Below are 19,782 nucleotides of genomic sequence, written 5' to 3' on the forward strand. Positions count from 1 at the left end.
TTGGAATATTTTGTTGGAAAGCTCCCGGTGGACATGTGCCGGGGGCTTTTCTTATATTGGGAAGCAAGGGGAGGGAGCCGAAATGAAGACAAGGCAAATTATCGCCATGGGCGGAGGCGGATTTTCAATGGAGCCGGACAATCTGCAACTTGACCGGTATGTGCTGGCCCAAGTTCCGAAGGAAACACCGAAGATTTGTTTCATACCGACGGCAAGCGGGGATGCGGACAACTATGTGGAACGGTTTTATGCCGCTTTTCGAACCTTGCCGTGCACGCCGTGTCACCTGTCGTTGTTCCAGCCGAATTTTGCCGATTTGAGATCCTATGTGCTGGAGCAGGATATTCTGTACGTCGGGGGCGGGAATACCCGGAATATGCTCGTGTTATGGAAAGAGTGGGGGCTGGACCGGATCCTCGAGGAAGCCTATGAGCAGGGGATCGTGTTATGCGGGCTCAGCGCCGGTTCGATCTGCTGGTTTGAGGAAGGCGTTACGGACCCGCTAAATGCCCCGCTTTATAAACTGCAAGGACTCGGTTTACTCAAGGGCAGCCACTGCCCCCATTATGACGGTGAGAACAAGCGCAGGCCGGCTTATCATGACATGATCCTTCGAGGAGACATTCAAGCGGGCTATGCCGCAGATGATGGAGCCGCACTGCACTTCAAGGAGGGACGGCTGCACGGCGTCGTCGGTTCCAGAATGAACGCAAAGGCTTATGTGGTGGAAAGGGACGGGGAGGCCGTCATCGAGCGGACACTGCAAACAACGTGGCTTGGCTGACATGTCCGAAAGATTACAGAAAAAAATCTCGAAAAAATGAGGAAAAGGGCTTGCCATCATTTTTGAATTTATGCTATACTCATTCTTGTCGTCACGGACGGCACTGATAAATATGGCCCGTTGGTCAAGGGGTTAAGACACCTCCCTTTCACGGAGGTAACAGGGGTTCGAATCCCCTACGGGTCATACTTTCACTACAAGCTTCGGGGATGAGAACCCCATAGGTTCGTCGGAGCATAAGCAGCAATTTGTATTCTCGAACCATCTACATGGCAGCTCCATGATGATCATCGAGAGCCATTAGCTCAGTTGGTAGAGCACCTGACTTTTAATCAGGGTGTCGAAGGTTCGAGTCCTTCATGGCTCACCAGTTTTTTTAGAAGTACTCAACAATATGCGGTAGTGGTGGAATGGCAGACACGCTATCTTGAGGGGGTAGTGGGTGTATACCCGTGGAGGTTCGAGTCCTCTCTACCGCATTCATACGGAAACGGAATAAGTCCTGCATTGATGCAGGGCTTTTTTTCATGCTTGGGATTGGCCATGTCTGTTTCATCTTCGACGAAGCGGTTAATATGATACCGTGGACGTCCAAATACCTACAAGGAGTGATTCAGAATGGCTGGAAACAACAATGGAAAGATGAGCCGGGAAGAAGCAGGCCGTTTAGGTGGAGAAGCAACAGCAAACAATCACGACAAAGCATTTTATCAGGAAATTGGACGCAAAGGTGGCGAAGCTACCTCCGATTCGCATGATAAGGAGTTCTATCAGGAGATCGGTAAGAAAGGCGGCGAAGCGACCTCTCGCTCTCATGACCGCGAGTTCTATCAGGAGATTGGGCAGAAGGGCGGCGAAGCCCGCGACAACTCCGATAACGGCAAGATGAGCCGCGAGGAAGCGGGCCGCAAAGGCGGTCAGGCAAGCTCTCGTCAGCGCCGTAATTAACGAACAGCATAAACAGGCTGGAAGAGGAGTCAAGGCCGCGAGCAGATGCTCGCATACCAAGGACCCGCCTTCCATCCTAACCGAAGCGCAGTCACGGTTCCGATATGGAGCTGTGGCTGTTTTTTTTGTGATGGACGGATGGGGGAAGCGGTCCGCTGCACTGGACTTTTTCACAACGGTATGATAATTATATGATAATGATAACCATTCTCATTTAAAGAAACGAGGTTTCACATAATGTCTAACCGATCTTTGCATCATCCTGTGCTGCAGGAACTGGGGAGCGATAGCGGGCTAATGGCCCGGCTGCGGCATATGGAGATATATAACGGGCGCTGTCTTCAACTGGATCAGCAGCTTACGGTTCATCCGGCTCTGGTGCTTCTTCTTGGAGGAGAAGCAAGCCTGCTGCAGGCCGAGCAGACGACTCGCATGGTGAAAGGATGTGTATACGGTTGTCCGGCGGGCTCTACTTTCGGCGTACAGGGTGACGGCCAGCTGGCGGAGCACGAGCGGGAACAGACCGTGGTGGCCATTCTGCATTTTGGATTGTTCGTCAGCCTTCCGGGCAGTGACGAGTGGAAGGAGCTGGACGCCGCAGCGGTTCTGCCGGAGAATGGCGTGTTTACATACGGTTCACCCGAGCGTTTGCAGCAAATTTGCCGATCGGTATACCGGCATGTCCAGGACAAGGACCCGCTCCGGAAATGGCGGGGACAGCTCGATTTCCAGAGATTGCTGTATACCTTGATAGCCGAGAGCAGCCCGGATACGAGGCATGACAAGCGGCAGGCGCTGGAGCGTGTGAAGGAATATATGAATGAACATTACGATCAGGATTTGTCGATGGATCAGCTGGCCGAGCTGGCGGATCTCAGTCCGAAATATTTTGTCGAGGTGTTCAAGAAGACCTATGGATACAGTGCGATGGATTACCTGGGGCAGGTGCGGATGAAGAAAGCCAAGCAATTGATGCTCGGTTCAGATTCCCTGCTGAAAGAGGTGGCGCATTCGGTCGGATATAAGGACGAATTTTATTTCAGCCGCAAATTCAAGAAGGCTTTTGGTTTATCTCCGTCCGAATATATGAGGACGCATAAGAACAAGGTTGCCATGTACGGCTCGACCACGCTGCTAGGGTATGCAATGCCGCTGCAGTGGACTCCCTATGCCGCCCCGCTTCATCCGAAATGGTCGCAGCACTACTATAATGTCCTTGGCCCAGACATCCCTGTGCATCTGGATGCTTATCGGCAGAACCATAACAGAACAGCGAATCTGGAGAAGCTGGCCGCCGCGCGCCCGGAGCTTATTATATGCGCATCCGGCGTTGAGGCGTGGGAGAAGGAGGAGCTGCGCCGGATCGCGCCGCTGTATGAAATGCCGGGGCAGGAGACATGCTGGCGCCGCTGTCTGCTTGACTTGGCGGAGGTGCTGAACCGAAAGGCCGAGGCGGTGAGCTGGCTGGCAGCTTACGAACGTACAATATCCGGCTGGCTGGAGCAGCTCCCGTCACACACTAGGCGCAAGCGGCGAATTCTCACGGCGCGGCTTCACCGTCATGAGCTGGCAGCATACAGTCATCCGGGAATCCGGGAAGTGCTGTATGAATATTTAGAGTTCGAGCCGGTTGTAGTGCCTGAGGAGGCTAATAACAGCCTGAGCATCCGCCAGATTGAAGAGAGCTGTCCGGGCCATCTGCTCCTGCTGGTCCGGCAGGATTCCGAGACGCTGGCCTATTGGCGTCAGCTTGAGTCGTCACCGGAATGGATGGCGCTGGACACAGTCCGAAGCGGCACGTTCCGCCAGCTCTCGTCTTATCCGTGGCGTGAGTATTCCCCGATCGCGATGGAGCAGATGGCGGAGGAAGCACTGCGCATGTTTTCCGGAAAATATCCATGACAGAACCGGAGATTGTCCATGGTGAAGGAGCGGACTTTCGCTTACTATGATCAATAATGATAATCATTATCAATTGAGGGGATGATAATCATATTATGATCAGCTACACGGAAGGGGACGCTTGAGAGAAATGAAGACCATGAAGTTATTGTCAGGGCTGATGGCCCTTATGTTGATGCTTACCGCATGCGGAGGCGGCACGGCCGATCCGGGCGCAGCGCCTGCGGCACAGCAGGCCGCCGATAACGCGAACACAGCGGCGGAGCCGTCGCCGCAGGAGACGGAGTCAGTGCCAGCTGAAGCCGACACGAAGGTGGTCAAATACCTCGACCAGGAATACATTCTGCCAGCGCAAACGGAGCGCATTGTCATTACCGGCGCGGTGGAAGCGATGGAGGATGCCATCGTGCTCGATGTCAATCCGGTCGGGGCGATCTCTTTTGCAGGTGAATTCCCGCCATTGTTTGAGTCGATTACGAAGAATGCCCAGTCGGTGGGCGAGAAGACGGAACCGAATTTTGAGACGATTCTGTCGCTGAAGCCGGACGTCATTTTAGGGTCATCCAAGTTCAAGCCCGAGGTGGCTGAGCAGCTGAACAAAATCGCGCCGACCATCCCGTATTCTCACATCTCCACGAACTGGGAGAGCAATTTGAGACTGCTTGGCGAGCTAAGCGGGAAGCAGGAGCTGGCCGAACAGGAAATCGAGAAATACAAAGCGGATCTGGAAGCGGCAAAGTCGCTGATCGGCGACAGCCTCACGGAGAAGAAGGTGCTGGCGCTGCGGGTTCGCGCGGGCGAGATGTACATCTATCCGGCAGAGGTCTTCTTCAACCCGGTTCTGTATGAGGATCTCGGCATCGCCGTACCGGATGAGGTAGCTGCGGCGGAGGCGCAGGAATTGATCTCCAAGGAAAGAATGGCGGAGATGAATCCGGATTATCTGTTTGTGCAATTCTCGCCGGACGAGAACAGGGAGACGCCGAATGCCTGGGAAGAGCTGCAGAATGATCCGATTCTGAAAAATCTGAACGCGTTCAAGAACGGCACCGTCTTTGTGAACGTCGTAGATCCGCTGGCCCAGGGCGGGACGGCCTACAGCAAAATCGCGTTTTTGAAAGCCGCTGTTGAAAGCCTGACACAGTAAAGGTCGAGCATAGGTTTTATTACGATATATACGAGATATACGAGTAACAGGGATTCCTACAAAGTCCTGATTCCAGTAAATAAGGCGTGTTGTTCATGGGGCTTAGAAAGAGGCTGCCGGCCGTCATTCTGTTGGCGGCCCCGGCGCTTGTCATATTGCTGATTGCGGCTTCCATCCTGTATGGAGCCAAAAATATTACGATGGATACCGTATGGGACTCCATCTTTGCTTTTGATCCGGAAGAAATTGACCACCAGATTATCATAAGCTCACGGCTGCCAAGAGTGGTCGGAGCCATGCTCATCGGCGCATTTCTTGCCGTTTCGGGCGCTCTGATGCAGGGCATGACACGCAACTATCTCGCTTCGCCTTCCATTATGGGGGTGACCGACGGCTCGGTTTTTGCGGTGACTCTGTTCATGATCTTGATCCCGAACGCCGGGTCCGAGATGTATATCATCAGCTCCATGGTCGGTTCCGCCATTGGCGCTGCCATCGTATTCGGCCTGGCCTGGCTCATTCCGGGCGGGCTTAGCCCGGTTCGGCTTGCTATACTCGGGACGGTGATCGGGACCTTCCTCAGTGGCGTCGCGGAGGCGCTCGCCGCTTATTTCCAGATTTCGCAGAGCATCAGCTTCTGGTACAATGCCCGGCTGCATGCCATGGACCCTTCGCTGATCAAGCTCAGCATTCCGTTTGCGCTGGCTGGCCTTGCCCTGGCATTGATACTGTCCCGGTCGGTTACGCTGCTCTCGCTGGGGGAGGAAGCTGCGAAAGGGCTTGGGGTCCGGACTTCGTTGATTAAAGGGCTGACGATGCTGTCGGTTGTCATTTTGACCGGGGTCTCCGTAGCCCTTGCCGGGAAGATTGCCTTTGTCGGGCTCTTCATCCCGCACATTGCCCGGTTCTTGTCAGGCTCCGATTACCGATGGATCGTGCCGGTATCCGGCGTGCTCGGCGGCTTGTTCCTTGCCTTGTGCGATATTCTTGCCCGCTTTGTCAACGCTCCCTTCGAAACGCCTGTCGGTGTTATCACTGCGTTGATCGGTGTTCCGTTCTTCCTTTATCTGATCAAGACGAGGGGAGGGGCTCAGCGTGCTTAATAGCTCGATGCGTTTTCGGGTTGTCCTTGCCGGAGGGCTTGTCATCGTGCTAGCAGCGATCTATTTCAGCCTGACCAATGGCACCTTTGACATGACCATCCGCGACGTGTTCCGAACGCTGCTTCGGCTTGAAGCGGATCCTGATTATGATCTTGTCGTGTTTCAATTTCGCCTGCCGAGGATCGTGCTGGGGGCGCTGGTCGGTTATGCGCTCGGCATCGCTGGCGCTGTCATACAGGGCGTGACCCGCAACGGGCTCGCCGATCCGGGCATACTTGGCATCAATGCAGGTGCGGGCATGGCGGTGGTGCTGTTCATGTTCCTGTTCCAGGCTCAGCTTACGATGACCGGCTGGCTTGGCGTCATGATGATGCCGCTATTCGGCATCACAGGAGGAATGCTTGCTACGGCGGCGATCCTGATACTCGCCAGGGAGGGAGGCAAGCTGGACCCGCAGCGGCTCATTCTGGTAGGGATTGCGATTGCGTCCGGGTTTGGAGCGGTGACGATGTATTTTTCGCTGAAGATGAACCCGAGAGATTACGAAATGGCCGTTTCCTGGCTGGCGGGCAGCCTGCACAGCGCCAATTGGAAGTTTGTGGTGACGATGCTGCCTTGGCTTGTCTTGTTGCCTCCGCTCATCTGGCTGCGCTCGCGAGTGCTTGATCTGTTCCAGCTCAGCGAGGACAGCGTAAAAAGCGTCGGCGTTGCCGCCGAGCGCGAGAAGAAGCTGCTGCTGTTGGGCAGCATCGGTCTGGTCAGCGCCAGTGTGGCGGTATCCGGCAGCATCGGCTTTGTGGGGCTGATTGCCCCCCATATGGCTAAACAGCTGGTGGGCTTCAAGCATCGGCATATGATTCCCATCAGCGGCATCGCCGGCATGGCGATTGTACTGACTGGGGATTTTATCGGCCGAACGATCTTTGCGCCTGCGGAGCTGGCAGCGGGGATCGTCATATCGGTGATCGGGGTGCCATATTTCGTTTATCTGCTGTTTCGCATGAGAAAATAATATGATGGTCGCTACCGTCATTTCGGGGAGAGAACATATGAATCGTTATCAACAGTTGAAAGTGAGGGGGAGGGAGCTGGTGATTTGTCTCCCCCCATCCTATCATCAGTCAGAGCGCCTTTACCCGGTGGCTTATGTACAAGACCAGGGGGAGCCTTTTCAGGATTCCCTGAACTATCTGGAGCACTGTTATGCGTCAGGCAAGCTGCAGGAAGTGATTCTGGTAGGCATCTGTACCAAGGATCGCAATCGGGAATATACGCCATGGCCGATGGATGCGCTCGTTGCGGGGCGTCCGGCCTTCGCTGGGGAGGGGCGGGCTTATGTCAATGAAGTGGCAGATGTGATCAAGCCCTGGATTGACAGTACATACCGCTCGCTTAGCGGACCGGAGCACACGGCCATCATCGGCGGATCGTTCGGGGGCCTAATCTCGCTTTTTGCGGGCTACTGGCGCCCCGAGATTTTCGGCCGGATCGGCATGCTCTCCGGGTCGCTATGGTACGAAGGAGTGCTGGAATATATCAAGGAACAAGGGGCGCTTCCGTCTGGCGTGAGCCTGTTCATGTCGGTCGGGCGAAATGAAGGCATCTATAAACTAAATGCTCAGCGCAGCATGTTTCCGAATCATCTTGAGGCATATCGCCACTGGGTGGAAAGCGGAACGAATGAACATCAGCTGTGCCTGATCGTTGATCCGGACGGCACCCATGATCCGATCTTCATGTACCGCAAATTTACGGACGCCCTGCAGTGGCTGTTCACAGAGGCGGCCGAAGCAGCAGCTTCTCATGCCTTGACTGAACCAGCAACGGAGCCGGTAACTGAGCCAGGTGCTGAATCCGCTGCAGCGCGGAAGCTCACAGCGTCCGGCGCCATAGCCCCTGACGGTTCGGCAAGCCCGGATGCATCTGTTGCTGAATCCGGTTCACCCCGCGCACCGGCAGCTTTCAGCATTCCGGGCACGGTCACTTGGAGTCTGCGCTCGGAGCTTACTGGGCGGGCATACCGGATCTGCATCGCCGAGCCGATGGGGCCGCCGCCAGAAGGCGGATATCCTGTGCTATATTCGCTGGATGCCAACGCCACCTTCGGCTCGCTGGCGGAATCGATCCGGATGCAGTCCCGAACCCCTCGCGGAATACCGCCTGCGGTGGTCGTGGGCATCGGATTCGACAGCGATAGCCCGATTGCAAGCGAGGAGCGCTTCTATAATTACACCGAATATGCGGATAGCCGCGAGCTGCCGGCAAGACCCGGAGGAATGGAATGGCCGGAGACCGGCGGGGTAGCGCATTTTCTGGAGTTTATTGAGACGCAGCTGAAGCCGAGGATCGAGGAACACTATCCGATAGACCGCAGCAGGCAGTCGCTTTTCGGTCATTCTCTGGGCGGATATTTTGCCTTGTACACGCTGTTCACCAGGCCCGAGGCTTTCCAGCGGTATGTTGCCGCGAGCCCATCGATATGGTGGAAGCATCATGCGCTGTATACCCACTGGGAGAATGGAAGCGCACGCCTCCAGGAGATGCAACCGCTCCGGGAGCTACATCTTTATGTTGGCAGAGAAGAGAAGCCGTCCATGGTGACGGATGCCAGAGAACTGTACGCTTGCTTGAAACCGCATTATCACCTCTTGAAGACCACATACCGGGAAATTGAAGGGGAGGGGCACGTATCCGTGCTGCCCTCACTGTTCAGCCCGCTGCTTCGGATCGTTACGGCAGCGCCGGAAACCCCGTAAACCTAATCAGTATGCCTCATCTCATTTCTGTCCAAAATAAAAAGCAGCCGCGAATTCTGCCACAGAGCAGGGTTCGGGCTGCTTATTTTGTATGTCAGAAACGCGATCTGTCTGTTAGATGACGTCAAGGCTCCTCATTATCCGGCAATTCGGCGTCATCAAACGCGGATGAATATTGTGGATACAAGCGCCGGATGCAACCAGGACATATATCATGGGTGAACTTGATCGGAAGCCGGATTTCCAGATAGCTTTCCACGGGCTCCCATACGTCTTCGGTATGCACATGCTTGCATACGGCACAGATCGGGACATGCTCCGGCAGAGCAGCGCTGTAGGAAAGCAAGTGAGCAAGCTGAAGCTCTGTATGCTTATATTTCGTAATGTCCGAATAAGACAGTACGGCTCCAAGCACAAGCTTGTTCCCAGTGCTGGCGATCGGTTGAACCTCGCACAACACCCAGGCGGGGCCGTCCTCCCCTTCCAGCTCATATTCAACGGAGAACGCCTCCTTATGCCCAAGCAGCACCTCACGAATAGCGGGGAGAAAAAACTCCCTATAAAAAAGGGCAAAAGACGAATCAAACTCGGGCGGGCTGACATCAAAAAACGAAATCCCTGGCTGCAGGTGCTTCGGCGACATTCCGAACTTGGCGGGCCATTTCATCAACGGATCATTGATGTTGTCGATCGTTCCGTCCGCGCGCAGGATGATCAGCCCCTTGTTCAAGGAGTGAACGGCATGACTCCAAGATGTTACGGTATTTGGCAAATTACTCGCTCCTCTAACTGGATTCATACATTGAGGAAAAAGTGCTGCGATCTATGGTATAATTTAGGCAATATAGAAACTATTATACACTTATATAAGTAATTGTGCAAGAGGAAATAACTTAAATAAGTTATTTTATGCTGAAGAGTATGGGAAGGCGGTTGTTTCATGCAGTCTATCTACCAACGAATCGAACATCTAATTGAAGACCGAGGTATGACCAAGAAGGCTTTTTGCGAAGCGCTCGGCATCAGCACGGGAAATTTTGGTGATTGGAAAAGGGGCAAAACAACGCCAAGCACAAACAAGTTGATCGAAATCGCAGCATTCTTCTCGGTGAGTCTGGATTGGTTAATCATCGGCAGGGGGAGCCCATTCCCGGAAATCAAGGAAACACGCGAAGGCTACGGCATGGAGCATGGCGCGGAACAGGAGATCATGATTGATCCAGCCGAGCTCTCCGAGCTGGGCGAGCAAGAGCGGGAATTCATCCGCGAGTATTTGGAATTTTCCGCATATCGCAAGGATAAGGGAAGGAACAAAGACATCAATCGGTGAGCCCTTATAATAAGGTAAGGATTGGCGCTTTACATTTGCTTTACAGAGGGATATAATAGGGAATGTTCTGCTGAGACGTTCCCTTTTTATTATGCGGTAGTGGTGGAATGGCAGACACGCTATCTTGAGGGGGTAGTGGGCGTACGCCCGTGGAGGTTCGAGTCCTCTCTACCGCATTGGAAATGAGAAAACCACGCTTCGTTTAGGATTGTTCCTGAACTTGAAGCGTGGTTTTTTTGTTGCAGAAACTGACGATGTTGCAGAATCAATGGGTCCATACAGCGCATACGCTAATCTCCGACTTATCCGGCAACTATGTCAATATTAAAAATTTAGCTCAAGTGAAACTAACGAAAGTCGAACGAAATATCGGGGACTTGATCGATGCTTATTTTGTTTACAAGGGAAAAACCTATAAAGCACCTATGGTTAAATCAGATTTCAAGTATGTATTTTACACGTCAAATCCATATCAGCAATACAAGTTTTCACAAAAGCACTGGAGACAGATCGAAGAGCATACCATCAGCACAGGCATGACATCCGATATGGTGTATTTATCCTGGGGATGGTACGACCAGAATATGAAGAACACGTATTCGTGGGGAACTACGGAATTTTGGGTATACGAGCGTTCATATGGAGGAGATAAATATCTTTATTTTGTAAACGATGTTCTACAGTCGATCTCTACTTACTAATTTAATGTTTTCTTTTTTATATAAAGGAAATAACTCTGCCGATATTATTCAATAAGCAGAGTTGTATACAGCTTAGACTTGTCTCTGTACAACGGTCAGGAGGAAACTTTAATGTGGGTTGGAATAGGTTGTTTAGGCATTATTGTAATGTTTTTTATTATTTCCGTAGGCGCAAAAAATGATAATAGTGTTGTGATATGGTTTGGAATTTTTGGCATCATGATATCTAGTTTCTCCTCATATTATTTGGAAAAAAAGCGGGAGAGGGACAAAGAAGAAAAGATCATCAGGCAGAATTATCAGATGAGCAAATCCATTAAAAGTGAACTAGATCTGGCCTTCAATAAATTGAAAAGAGATTTTTTTTATGCCAGTCAAGAGGCTGTCTCCGCTGATTTATCCTCCATGATTGCGATTGATGAAGACAATAAGAAGATTGCTATCATTTACAATACATATGATAATAAAGGACTGGAATTATCGCAGGCCCTTTCGAGAATCAACTACACATCTAAAATATTCAATTATGATGATATTCTTCAATCGGAAATCATTGAGGATGGAGCTACAGTTACAAGGACATCAAGATCCGACCAGCTCGGTGGAGCGCTGCTTGGCGGATTGATTGCTGGCGGGGTTGGTGCGGTGATCGGCGGTTTAAGTGCAGCTACAGCTTCATCCACCCAAGTGGGACAAGTACAATTGCAGATTGTAGTTAATGATTCTCAAAAATCATTTTATAGAATTACGTTTGGTTCTTTTGATCAGGCGGTTCCCAAATCTAGCTTGGAATATAAAAAGGTATATGATGATGTGCTGCATTGGCACAATATTTTGAGCTATTTAATTAAAAATGTAAATAAAGTTGGATCCAATGAAGATGAAGCCAATGATGCAGCCAATCAGGCAAGTAACCACCATGTTATTGTACAAGATGTTCATGGGCAGAAAATGTCACTTGCCGATGAACTATTGAAGTTATCGGAGCTTGTTAAGCAAGGCGTAATTACACAAGAGGAATATGAAAAGTTGAAGCTTCAGCTCATAAAATAAAAAATCCGAAAGTCACTCTGAAGTGCACCCCTTAGAAGAGACATCGGAACCCCCCGGGGTTTAACCGATGAAGAGGGTGCATTTTTCATTGCTATTAAAGTTAAAAGTATACGCTGAAGATCTGAAGATGGAGGCTATACAGCATTACTTCGTAAGTTGACGATATGACTCATGAATTCGATGCGAAACAGTTGCAAGAATTGGGTTTGGAGCTATTCCAGACGGGAAGCTGCTTCCGGTAACGCATCCATAGATTCTTTCTAGAAAATCTGAATCTCATGATTACGTTTCAAAATTAATGGGAAGTGTAAAGTAGAAAGTGTACCCTAACTTGAAAGGAGCAGTGAGTAAACATGAACGCTTTGTATACTGCCTCGGCCACCGCGCGCGGCGGGCGCGAAGGATCCGTCTCTTCATCGGATGGCGTACTTAAACATGATCTGAAAATGCCAAAGGAGCTTGGAGGTCCCGGAGGAGCCGGAACCAATCCTGAGCAGCTGTTCGCAGCAGGCTACAGCGCTTGCTATGAAAGTGCTCTTCAGAACATCGCCCGCAAGGAGAAGGTAAAGCTGACCGAAACCGAGGTTACAGCCGATGTTATGATCGGCAAGGATGAATCGGACGGAGGTTTCAAGCTTGCAGTCAAGCTGAATGTGAAACTGCCTGGCGTGGAACGTTCCCAGGCGGAGGATCTTGCCCGCAAGGCTCATGACTTCTGCCCATACTCAAAGGCGACAAGAGGCAACATAGACGTGGAGCTGAACGTCCTGTAATTTGCAATGTTCCTGTACTTTACAAGTGCTCGAAATACCGCTTGTTGAGCCGGTATTTCGGGCATTTTTGGGTCAATGGAAGCCCTTGGGCAGCGTATCCGGGGTCAGGTTGACATATGGTGCAAAATTCTTTAATATGACTAAGTACTAGAAGGTACAAACAGTCAATAACAATTTAAAATAGACGGGTGATGACATGTCATACAGACCGAAGATTGCGAATGTGACCAAAGCCGGAAGCAATGACAAGGAAGGTCTTTACGAATTCATCGTCAGCTTGGCTGACGGAACACAATGCCGGGTGTTCTATAACCGATTTCCGGATTGGGAGATGACCGCACTGACGAGACTGGGAAAAGTGCCATGCCCGGTGTGCCACAAGGATTTTATCTGCAAATGTATGGAGAAATTTCAAGATGATTTCGATCGTCAGCTGAAGGAACAGGAATGGCTGAGCAAGGTTGCCGAATAATAATCGAGAATAGGCGATTTGAACAAGCGTGGGGAGGCTTCCCTGCGTTTTCTCTTTATATACGGACGATATAACGAACAGAACGGGGGAAATCCATATGGCCCATAACCATAAAGACCCGCAATCTCCGCACGCGATCGTGCTTATCGATGGGGTCTGTCATTTATGCCAGGGGCTCACCAGATTCATCATACAGCGAGATCCTGATGGTTATTTTCATTTCGCCTCGCTTCAGTCCGATGCGGGGCAGGAACTGCTCAGACAAGGAGGCTTGCCGGAGGATATGAGCGAGACGATGGTGCTGATTGAAGATGGAACCTACTATACCCGTTCCACAGCTGCGCTGCGAATTGTCCGGCGCCTGCGCTTCCCCTGGCCGTTGCTCTACATCGCAGTGGCCGTTCCGAGACCGCTGAGAAATCAGCTGTATCGGATGGTGGCCCGGAATCGCTATCGCTGGTTCGGAAAGTCTGAGGAATGTCTCATTCCAACGCCGGACATTCGGCGGCGCTTTCTCTCCTAGATGTCCCTGTTGTTAACGTAGAGGAGCGCGGAAACCGGCTTCCTCCGCTTCTTGTTCTGTACAGAACCATTGCTCCGGCTTGGTCTGTTCATAATACCGGGACTCGGGCGTATGATAGATCTTCTCCCCTTTGGAATTGATGTTCCCCTTAATATGGCAGCCGTTGGCCGGAACATCCGCTTGCCCGGCTGAAGGCTCAGGCGCCTCGGTCAGGATGTCGTAATCTTCTGACTTAGAAGGTTCAGCGCCCTCCGCTTCTTCTGGATAGAAGCCGTCCTCCTGGGCGTAGTTCTCTATACTCCAAATGCCAAGGCCCTGCTCACGGCTGATTCGCTGCAGATCGTCGAATTTGTCAACATAACGGACGTTGGGCGGATAAATATACGCGACCCGGGCCAGTCCCTGTTCCAGCAGCGCTTCCTGCACCATGACTCCATCAGCGTACACATAAGCGAGAAGCCGGGAGTATTTGTCCCGATTCGGGCCGATATCGAACTCCAGCTCCAGCAATTCGGCCTGCTCTACAAGCTCTTTCGTGAATTGCTTGGCCTCCGGCCCGAATGGCTGCACACCGAGGCGGGGGTGACTCGTCTCCGGCGTATCGATCAGCAGAAGGCGAACATTTTCTTTCTTGCCTTCATACATGACACTGATCGTGTCACCGTCGATGGCCCTTACGAGCTCGACAGGCACACGAGGCAGATTGAGGTCGTCTGTAGGGTAAACCGTTGTTGAAGATTCATTTCCGGCAGGGCCGGCTTCCGGGATGGCCGTTTCACTCGTGTGTGGCGGAGCCGCCAGCGGCTGGCCGCAGCCTGTCAAGAACACGAAGGCCAATAGAACGAACATAACATAGCGTTTCACTTGATGTCACTCTCCTGACTTGATGAAATCCACATGATTCGTATTCGGAGTCTCTGGGAGGTTCCGGTTGCAGCAGATCCTATATAGTTTCAGCAGATTCTATGTACAACGTGCTACATAAAGAGAATTGCTGCTGAGCCTATATAGTAGGATATATATCCTTGTTTTGGCAATAGGAAGATCAGTAATCTCTGAAAAATATATGTTGCCGTTTGACAGATGCTATGTTATTCTAATGTCAAATTATAACAAGACAACGGAAGCACCGTTCAATAACCGCGATAAGCGGTATTGACGGTGCTTTTTTGCGTTGGCATGAGAAAGGTGGTTGCAAAAATGCCGGTGAGAATGGTGCTGGCCGTCCAGGATTCCCGGTATGTGGAGCCGCTGCTGGACTATGTTCAGGGCAGCTCCTTCGGAAATATGCTGCACGTGACGGCATTTACCCGTATGGATGCATTCCTTCAATATATGACAGAGCATAAGCCCGGGCTCGTGGTCGGAGATCGTGACATGCTGCAGGCCTGGCTTGAAGCGGCAGGCGAGGATGCTCGGCACATCGCCTGGCTGCTGCTGAGCGAGGACGGGGGCGCTCTTCCGAGTGCCCGAGGCGGTGAGCCTGGCCGAGGAGCGGCCATTGCCAAGTACCAGCCGCTTCCGCAGCTGCTGGAGGCGGTGCTTGCCTACTGCAAGGGTCCGCTTAACGGAGCTGTCAGCGAACCGAAGCGCCATAGCGGAACGACACCCGTGCTCGGGATCGCATCGCCGCTAGGCGGATGCGGGAAATCTACGATTGCGATGAATATGGCCAAGCAGCTTGGCGTACTGGGGCTTCACGTTTTCTATCTCAATCTGGAGACGGCGAACACCGGTGCTTTGTTTTCATCCGGGACGCCGGAAGGCGAGCAGCGCTTTTCCAGACTGCTGTACAACGTGAAGGCCTGGCAGGAGGAGAACATCGCTAAACGCCAGGCAGGCGCCCAGCGCCCGGAGATGCCGGATGTGGAGCTTGGGCCATTTATTGTGAAGCATCCCGGGATGAAATGCGACACTTTTGCTCCGAGTCAGCAGGTGCAGGAGCTGATGGAGATCACTGAGGCGGATACAGGTTTACTGCTGAAGCTGCTGGCAGCTAGCGACGAATACGATCTCATCATTGCCGATACGGGAGGCTGTATTGAGGAACGCACGCTTGGGGTGCTGGAGGGGGCGGATCTGCTGATGTGGGTGCTGCTGGATGACCTAGTCAGCATGTACAAGAGCGGGGTGTGGCTCAATTACCTGGAGAGCCGGCATCCGGAGCTGTTCAGGAATGCGATGGGCAAGAGCCGATATGTGATGAACCGGTTTACGGGACAGCTTGCCAATCCGCTTCCTCGGCAAGCATCGGGCCTGGATGGTGCTTTGCCCTACATCCCTTCATGGAAGCAAGTGCATCAGGAAGATCTGCTGCTCTGCTCGCCGATCTTCCAGCGGGAAATTCTGAAGCTGTGCAGAGCGCTGCTGGAGAAGCCGGGGCTGGTGTCATTTCATGCCGACGGGGACCGGGCTTATGGTTGAGGAGAAATTTGCAGCCGTCCGCGAGCGGGTTCGTTCAGAGCTGGATATGACCTCAGCCATCAGCAATGAGGAGCTGATTCGGCATATTGAGGATGTGGTGTGGAGAAGCCGGGAGCTTGGATATCTGACCGCATCCGAGAAGAGAAGGCTGGTTCGCCGGGTGTTTGACTCGTTCCGGGGGCTGGATGTTCTGCAGCCGTTAGTGGACGATCCGGGCATTACCGAGATTATGATTAACAGTCATGAGGAGATCTTTATCGAGCGGGGCGGTGAAGTCATGAAGCTGCCGATGCAATTTGAGTCACAGAGCCGGCTGGAGGATATTATTCAGAGCATCGTTGGCACCGTCAACCGGGTGGTGAATGAATCCTCGCCGATCGTGGATGCCAGGCTGAAGGATGGCTCCAGGGTCAATATTGTGCTACCGCCCATAGCGTTAAAAGGCCCGACCATGACGATCCGGAAATTCCCGGAGTCGCCGATGACGATGGAGGACCTGGTGGATAAGGGAGCCATCACCGCGGAAGCTGCTGAACTGCTAAGACTTTTGGTAGTTGGCAAATACAACATTTTTATCGGCGGTGGCACAGGCTCGGGGAAGACAACCTTTCTGAACGCATTGTCCCAGTACATTCCGCCCGATGAACGGGTCATTACGATCGAGGACTCGGCGGAGCTGAAGATTGTGACCGTTCCGAATCTTGTATCTCTGGAGACACGGAACGCGAATACCGAAGGACGGGGTGAAATATCGATCCGCGATCTGATTCGGTCCTCGCTTCGGATGCGGCCCAATCGCATCGTTGTGGGCGAGGTTCGGGGAAGCGAAGCGATCGATATGCTGCAGGCGATGAACACCGGACATGATGGAAGTCTGTCCACCGGCCATGCGAACAGCACAAGGGATATGATCAGCCGGCTGGAGTCCATGGTGCTTAGCGGGGCTGATCTCCCGGTTGAGGTGGTTCGCCAGCAGATCAGTTCGGCGATCGATATTTTTGTCCACTTATCCCGGCTTAGGGATCGTTCGCGCCGCGTCACCGAGATCAGTGAGGTGATAGGTATGAGCGGCGGCGAGGTCAAGCTGAACCCGCTTTACCGTTTTCGGGAGAGCGGAGAAGCAGGGGGACGCGTGCTGGGGGAGCTCGAATCATGCGGCAGCTTTCTCCGGCGCGATGACAAGCTGGCTATGGCCGGCATCAAGCTTTGGCCGCTGCAGAAAAAGTCAGAGGAGGCTGCTGATGAAGGCCGAATGGAAGCAACAAGCTGAATTGAAGCGACGACCGAAGCGCCGATCAGATATAGGCGAAGCACAGCATAAGGGGGCTGCTCGAAGTCAATCTCAGGGCAGCGGAAGATTTCCTGACTACCGTACATACCATTTGTCCCCGAGTCAGCGGGTCGGCAGTTTGCTGGCAGGTGCGGTGCTGTTATTCGGGATCGGCTACCTGTTTTACAGCCATGTTGTAATGGCGACGGTGCTGGTGGCCGGTTGTGTATTCTTTCCGAAATTTTGGAGGCGGCATTTGCTGGAGCGGAGACGAAGAACATTAAATCTTCACTTCAAGCAGGCGCTATATTCGATATCTTCGTCGCTCTCCGCGGGCAAGTCGGTGGAGAATGCGTTCCGAGACGCGGTGCAGGACTTGTTGCTGCTGGACCCTGGGGGCCGCAGCGATATGATCTTTGAGCTGAGGCTCATCGTCTCCCGACTGGAATACGGGGAGCCCATTGAGGTTGCTTTGCGGGATTTTGCCACGAGAGCAGCTATGGACGACATCACCAATTTCGCAGATGTGTTTACAACGTGCAAGCGGACCGGGGGAGACCTGGTTGAGGTCGTTCGGAGAACCTCCAGTGTAATCGGAGAGAAGCTTGATATCCAGCAGGAAATATCGGTGATGGTCTCGCAGAAAAGATTTGAATCCAAGGCGCTGCTCGTGGCTCCGTTCTTGCTTGTGCTCTTTATGAATTTGACCGCACCCGATTACATGGAGCCTATGCGCAGCGGGGCCGGGATGATGATTTCCACCTTGGCTTTAGCCGGGCTTGGCGGCTGCTTCTGGTGGATTACGAAAATGATGGATATCCAGGTTTAAGGAGGTGATACAGGCATGCTGCTTGGGGTCTCTGCTGCTGTGATGGTTCTGCTGGCGGGTGGTTGGGTGGTGCTGAACTTGATCGGCGGCAAGAAATATCGAAGCTTTGGCAAGGTGCATATGGAAGGATTGAAGCTGCGGAAGATGAGTCCGCCGATGCTGTATCTGTTTGACCGGTTCAACATTGCGACGCGTTTTCCCATTCTGTTCTTCCGCATTCAAGGCTCCGTGCAGAAAATTTACGGATTGCGTCAAAGTCCGGAGATGACATTGCTGTTCATGGCCGAGTCGCTGGCTTATGGCTGGCTCGCTCTGCTAGGCGGATGTCTGTTCACACTGATCTCTGGTGAGGCTATGGGGCTGTTATCCGGTTTGGGATTGGGGATTCTGCTGCCGGTGCTCATGGTTCAGGATCTTCACAAAAAAGTCGTTCAGCGTGAGCAGGACATCGTAATGGAGCTTCCGGAGGTTCTGAACAAGCTGGTGCTGCTCGTAGGTGCGGGTGAAACGGTCCAGAGGGCGCTAATCCACTGTACGGAGAAGAGCAGTCAACAAGATCATCCGCTGTATCGCGAGCTGAGGCAGCTGGTCCAGGAATGGGAAGGCGGCGTTTCATTTCAGCAAGCGTTCGAGCAGTTCAACAAGCGCTGCGGGGTACAGGAGGTTTCGATCTTTACGACGACGATGCTGCTTAATTTCCGGCGCGGAGGAAATGACTTCGTGCTTGCGTTAAGAGATCTGTCCCGCGTGCTGTGGGAGAAGCGCAAAGCGATCAGCAGAACGAGGGGAGAGCAGGCCTCCTCCAAGCTGGTGTTTCCGATGGTTGTCATTTTTATGATCGTCATTGTTCTCCTCGGAGCGCCGGCATTTATGATGATGAATATATAGAAGGGATCGGTGTATACACATGATAGTATCAGGGCTTGGAAGAGGATTAAAGCGCTTTTGGAAGGACGATAGAGGGATCGGCACGCTTGAGATGATCTTGATCATCGTCGTTATTCTGGTCATCGCTTATTTCTTTAAGGATCAATTGTTCCAACTTGTACAGCGATTGTTTGCGAATGTGAACCAAAGAACCAATGAATTCATTAAGGATTAAGAGAAGCAAGTTGTTGAAGGAGGAGGGGAGCTTCACCATTGAAGCTTCCCTTGTACTCCCGCTTGTGTTCGTTGTCGTCGTGCTGCTGTTGTTCCTGTGCTTGTATATATACCAACAATCGATGCTGGTGCAGGTGTCGAATGCCGCCTCGGAGCGCGTCGCTTTTATATGGAATAACAGCCATAGGGAAGCTTCGAATGGAGCGGTGAGTGAAGGGCTGCATGACTCCCTCTACTGGCGGCTGACGGATGACGCATTGCTTACCTCGTTATTTGGCTGGAGCAAGGGAGAGAGCGGAGGACACATTTCCTTGCCCTCATCGGATGGGCAGGGTGGAGGACTTCCCTCAAGAAAGCTGGCTAAAGGAAACTCTGTTCTTCCTGACGGTGTTCGGGGAGAGATGAATTATGACAACAAGCTGCTGCTGCGCACGGTGGAGACGAAGCTGGTACAGAGCACCTCGATGACGCCGGTGACCCGATTGATGAACCGAGACGGCTACGTCTACGCTGCTGCCCAGTCCGCTGTGGTGGACCCTGTTGAATTCATCCGCACGATTGATCTGATGCGCTATTACGGTTCGAAGTTCCGCGGAGCGGGCGGAAGCATAACGGATCCAGGCGCTGCCTCCGGCGTGCTGCAGCGGTTTGGAGGGCTGAAATAAC

The 19,782-nt window shown here is 52.5% G+C and carries 21 protein-coding genes and 4 tRNA genes; 23 read left to right on the forward strand and 2 right to left on the reverse strand.

Features of this window, described 5'->3' with window-relative positions:
* Nucleotides 1–82 precede the first annotated feature (82 nt).
* From CHH67_RS08935 to CHH67_RS08980, 10 genes are all read left to right on the forward strand, one after another.
* Nucleotides 83–784, forward strand: a complete 702-nt coding sequence (locus tag CHH67_RS08935) for a Type 1 glutamine amidotransferase-like domain-containing protein (RefSeq protein ID WP_095264902.1) — start codon at nt 83–85, stop codon at nt 782–784.
* A 114-nt stretch (nt 785–898) separates the two neighbouring features.
* A tRNA-Glu gene (locus tag CHH67_RS08940) sits at nt 899–970 on the forward strand.
* Between the two features lie 108 nt (nt 971–1,078).
* A tRNA-Lys gene (locus tag CHH67_RS08945) sits at nt 1,079–1,154 on the forward strand.
* 26 nt (nt 1,155–1,180) lie between these two features.
* A tRNA-Leu gene (locus CHH67_RS08950) sits at nt 1,181–1,263 on the forward strand.
* Nucleotides 1,264–1,402: 139 nt separating this feature from the next.
* Entirely contained in the window at nt 1,403–1,732 is a 330-nt protein-coding gene (locus CHH67_RS08955; protein WP_095264828.1) for a KGG domain-containing protein, read from the forward strand.
* A gap of 237 nt (nt 1,733–1,969) precedes the next feature.
* Entirely contained in the window at nt 1,970–3,634 is a 1,665-nt protein-coding gene (locus CHH67_RS08960) for an AraC family transcriptional regulator (protein WP_095264829.1), read from the forward strand.
* 130 nt (nt 3,635–3,764) lie between these two features.
* Nucleotides 3,765–4,781, forward strand: coding sequence for an ABC transporter substrate-binding protein (locus tag CHH67_RS08965; protein WP_095264830.1), 1,017 nt, complete (start codon nt 3,765–3,767; stop codon nt 4,779–4,781).
* A 95-nt stretch (nt 4,782–4,876) separates the two neighbouring features.
* The gene (locus CHH67_RS08970) at nt 4,877–5,884 is read left to right on the forward strand and encodes a FecCD family ABC transporter permease (protein WP_095264831.1); all 1,008 of its coding nucleotides are present in this window, start codon (nt 4,877–4,879) and stop codon (nt 5,882–5,884) included.
* A 7-nt stretch (nt 5,885–5,891) separates the two neighbouring features.
* Nucleotides 5,892–6,896: a FecCD family ABC transporter permease gene (locus tag CHH67_RS08975; RefSeq protein ID WP_179292086.1), complete on the forward strand. Its 1,005-nt coding sequence runs from the start codon at nt 5,892–5,894 to the stop codon at nt 6,894–6,896.
* A 37-nt stretch (nt 6,897–6,933) separates the two neighbouring features.
* A complete protein-coding gene (locus CHH67_RS08980; protein WP_095264833.1) occupies nt 6,934–8,640 on the forward strand; it encodes an alpha/beta hydrolase in 1,707 nt (568 codons plus the stop codon).
* A 124-nt stretch (nt 8,641–8,764) separates the two neighbouring features.
* Here the strand turns inward: CHH67_RS08980 and CHH67_RS08985 are convergent, their stop codons facing one another.
* Nucleotides 8,765–9,412 (reverse strand): PAS domain-containing protein, encoded by a 648-nt coding sequence (locus tag CHH67_RS08985; protein ID WP_230875821.1) that lies wholly within the window; start codon nt 9,410–9,412, stop codon nt 8,765–8,767.
* Between the two features lie 168 nt (nt 9,413–9,580).
* On the opposite strand from CHH67_RS08985, the gene CHH67_RS08990 reads away from it, so the two are divergent.
* The 7 genes from CHH67_RS08990 to CHH67_RS09020 all read left to right on the forward strand — a co-directional run bounded on the left by CHH67_RS08990 (nt 9,581) and on the right by CHH67_RS09020 (nt 13,492).
* A complete protein-coding gene (locus CHH67_RS08990; protein WP_095264835.1) occupies nt 9,581–9,970 on the forward strand; it encodes a helix-turn-helix domain-containing protein in 390 nt (129 codons plus the stop codon).
* Nucleotides 9,971–10,063: 93 nt separating this feature from the next.
* A tRNA-Leu gene (locus CHH67_RS08995) sits at nt 10,064–10,146 on the forward strand.
* A gap of 165 nt (nt 10,147–10,311) precedes the next feature.
* A complete protein-coding gene (locus CHH67_RS26505; RefSeq protein ID WP_218832012.1) occupies nt 10,312–10,671 on the forward strand; it encodes a hypothetical protein in 360 nt (119 codons plus the stop codon).
* Between the two features lie 111 nt (nt 10,672–10,782).
* On the forward strand, nt 10,783–11,724 hold the full coding sequence (locus CHH67_RS09005; RefSeq protein ID WP_095264837.1) for an SHOCT domain-containing protein: 942 nt from the start codon (nt 10,783–10,785) through the stop codon (nt 11,722–11,724).
* A gap of 353 nt (nt 11,725–12,077) precedes the next feature.
* Nucleotides 12,078–12,497, forward strand: coding sequence for an organic hydroperoxide resistance protein (locus tag CHH67_RS09010; protein WP_095264838.1), 420 nt, complete (start codon nt 12,078–12,080; stop codon nt 12,495–12,497).
* A 196-nt stretch (nt 12,498–12,693) separates the two neighbouring features.
* Nucleotides 12,694–12,969 (forward strand): hypothetical protein, encoded by a 276-nt coding sequence (locus CHH67_RS09015; protein ID WP_095264839.1) that lies wholly within the window; start codon nt 12,694–12,696, stop codon nt 12,967–12,969.
* A gap of 97 nt (nt 12,970–13,066) precedes the next feature.
* Complete coding sequence (locus CHH67_RS09020) at nt 13,067–13,492, forward strand: thiol-disulfide oxidoreductase DCC family protein (protein ID WP_095264840.1); 426 nt, start codon at nt 13,067–13,069, stop codon at nt 13,490–13,492.
* Nucleotides 13,493–13,504: 12 nt separating this feature from the next.
* Here the strand turns inward: CHH67_RS09020 and CHH67_RS09025 are convergent, their stop codons facing one another.
* Nucleotides 13,505–14,341, reverse strand: coding sequence for a thermonuclease family protein (locus CHH67_RS09025; protein WP_095264903.1), 837 nt, complete (start codon nt 14,339–14,341; stop codon nt 13,505–13,507).
* A 351-nt stretch (nt 14,342–14,692) separates the two neighbouring features.
* Between CHH67_RS09025 and CHH67_RS09030 the strand changes: the two genes are divergently transcribed.
* The 6 genes from CHH67_RS09030 to CHH67_RS09055 are packed head-to-tail and all read left to right on the forward strand — an operon-like array spanning nt 14,693 to nt 19,781.
* Nucleotides 14,693–15,916 carry a P-loop NTPase family protein gene (locus CHH67_RS09030; protein ID WP_095264841.1) on the forward strand — a complete coding sequence of 408 codons (1,224 nt, stop codon included), beginning with the start codon at nt 14,693–14,695 and terminating at the stop codon, nt 15,914–15,916.
* Complete coding sequence (locus CHH67_RS09035; RefSeq protein WP_095264842.1) at nt 15,909–17,186, forward strand: TadA family conjugal transfer-associated ATPase; 1,278 nt, start codon at nt 15,909–15,911, stop codon at nt 17,184–17,186. Before CHH67_RS09030 ends, CHH67_RS09035 begins: the two co-directional genes overlap by 8 nt.
* A complete protein-coding gene (locus CHH67_RS09040; RefSeq protein WP_095264843.1) occupies nt 17,158–18,015 on the forward strand; it encodes a type II secretion system F family protein in 858 nt (285 codons plus the stop codon). The genes CHH67_RS09035 and CHH67_RS09040 overlap by 29 nt, the downstream gene beginning before the upstream one ends.
* 15 nt (nt 18,016–18,030) lie before the next feature.
* On the forward strand, nt 18,031–18,903 hold the full coding sequence (locus CHH67_RS09045) for a type II secretion system F family protein (RefSeq protein WP_095264844.1): 873 nt from the start codon (nt 18,031–18,033) through the stop codon (nt 18,901–18,903).
* A 19-nt stretch (nt 18,904–18,922) separates the two neighbouring features.
* On the forward strand, nt 18,923–19,117 hold the full coding sequence (locus tag CHH67_RS09050; RefSeq protein WP_095264845.1) for a Flp1 family type IVb pilin: 195 nt from the start codon (nt 18,923–18,925) through the stop codon (nt 19,115–19,117).
* A gap of 10 nt (nt 19,118–19,127) precedes the next feature.
* Nucleotides 19,128–19,781 (forward strand): TadE/TadG family type IV pilus assembly protein, encoded by a 654-nt coding sequence (locus CHH67_RS09055; RefSeq protein WP_244908134.1) that lies wholly within the window; start codon nt 19,128–19,130, stop codon nt 19,779–19,781.
* Nucleotide 19,782 lies beyond the last annotated feature (1 nt).

Source organism: Paenibacillus campinasensis (assembly GCF_002272015.1).
GTDB classification, from domain to species: Bacteria; Bacillota; Bacilli; order Paenibacillales; family Paenibacillaceae; genus Paenibacillus_AQ; species Paenibacillus_AQ campinasensis.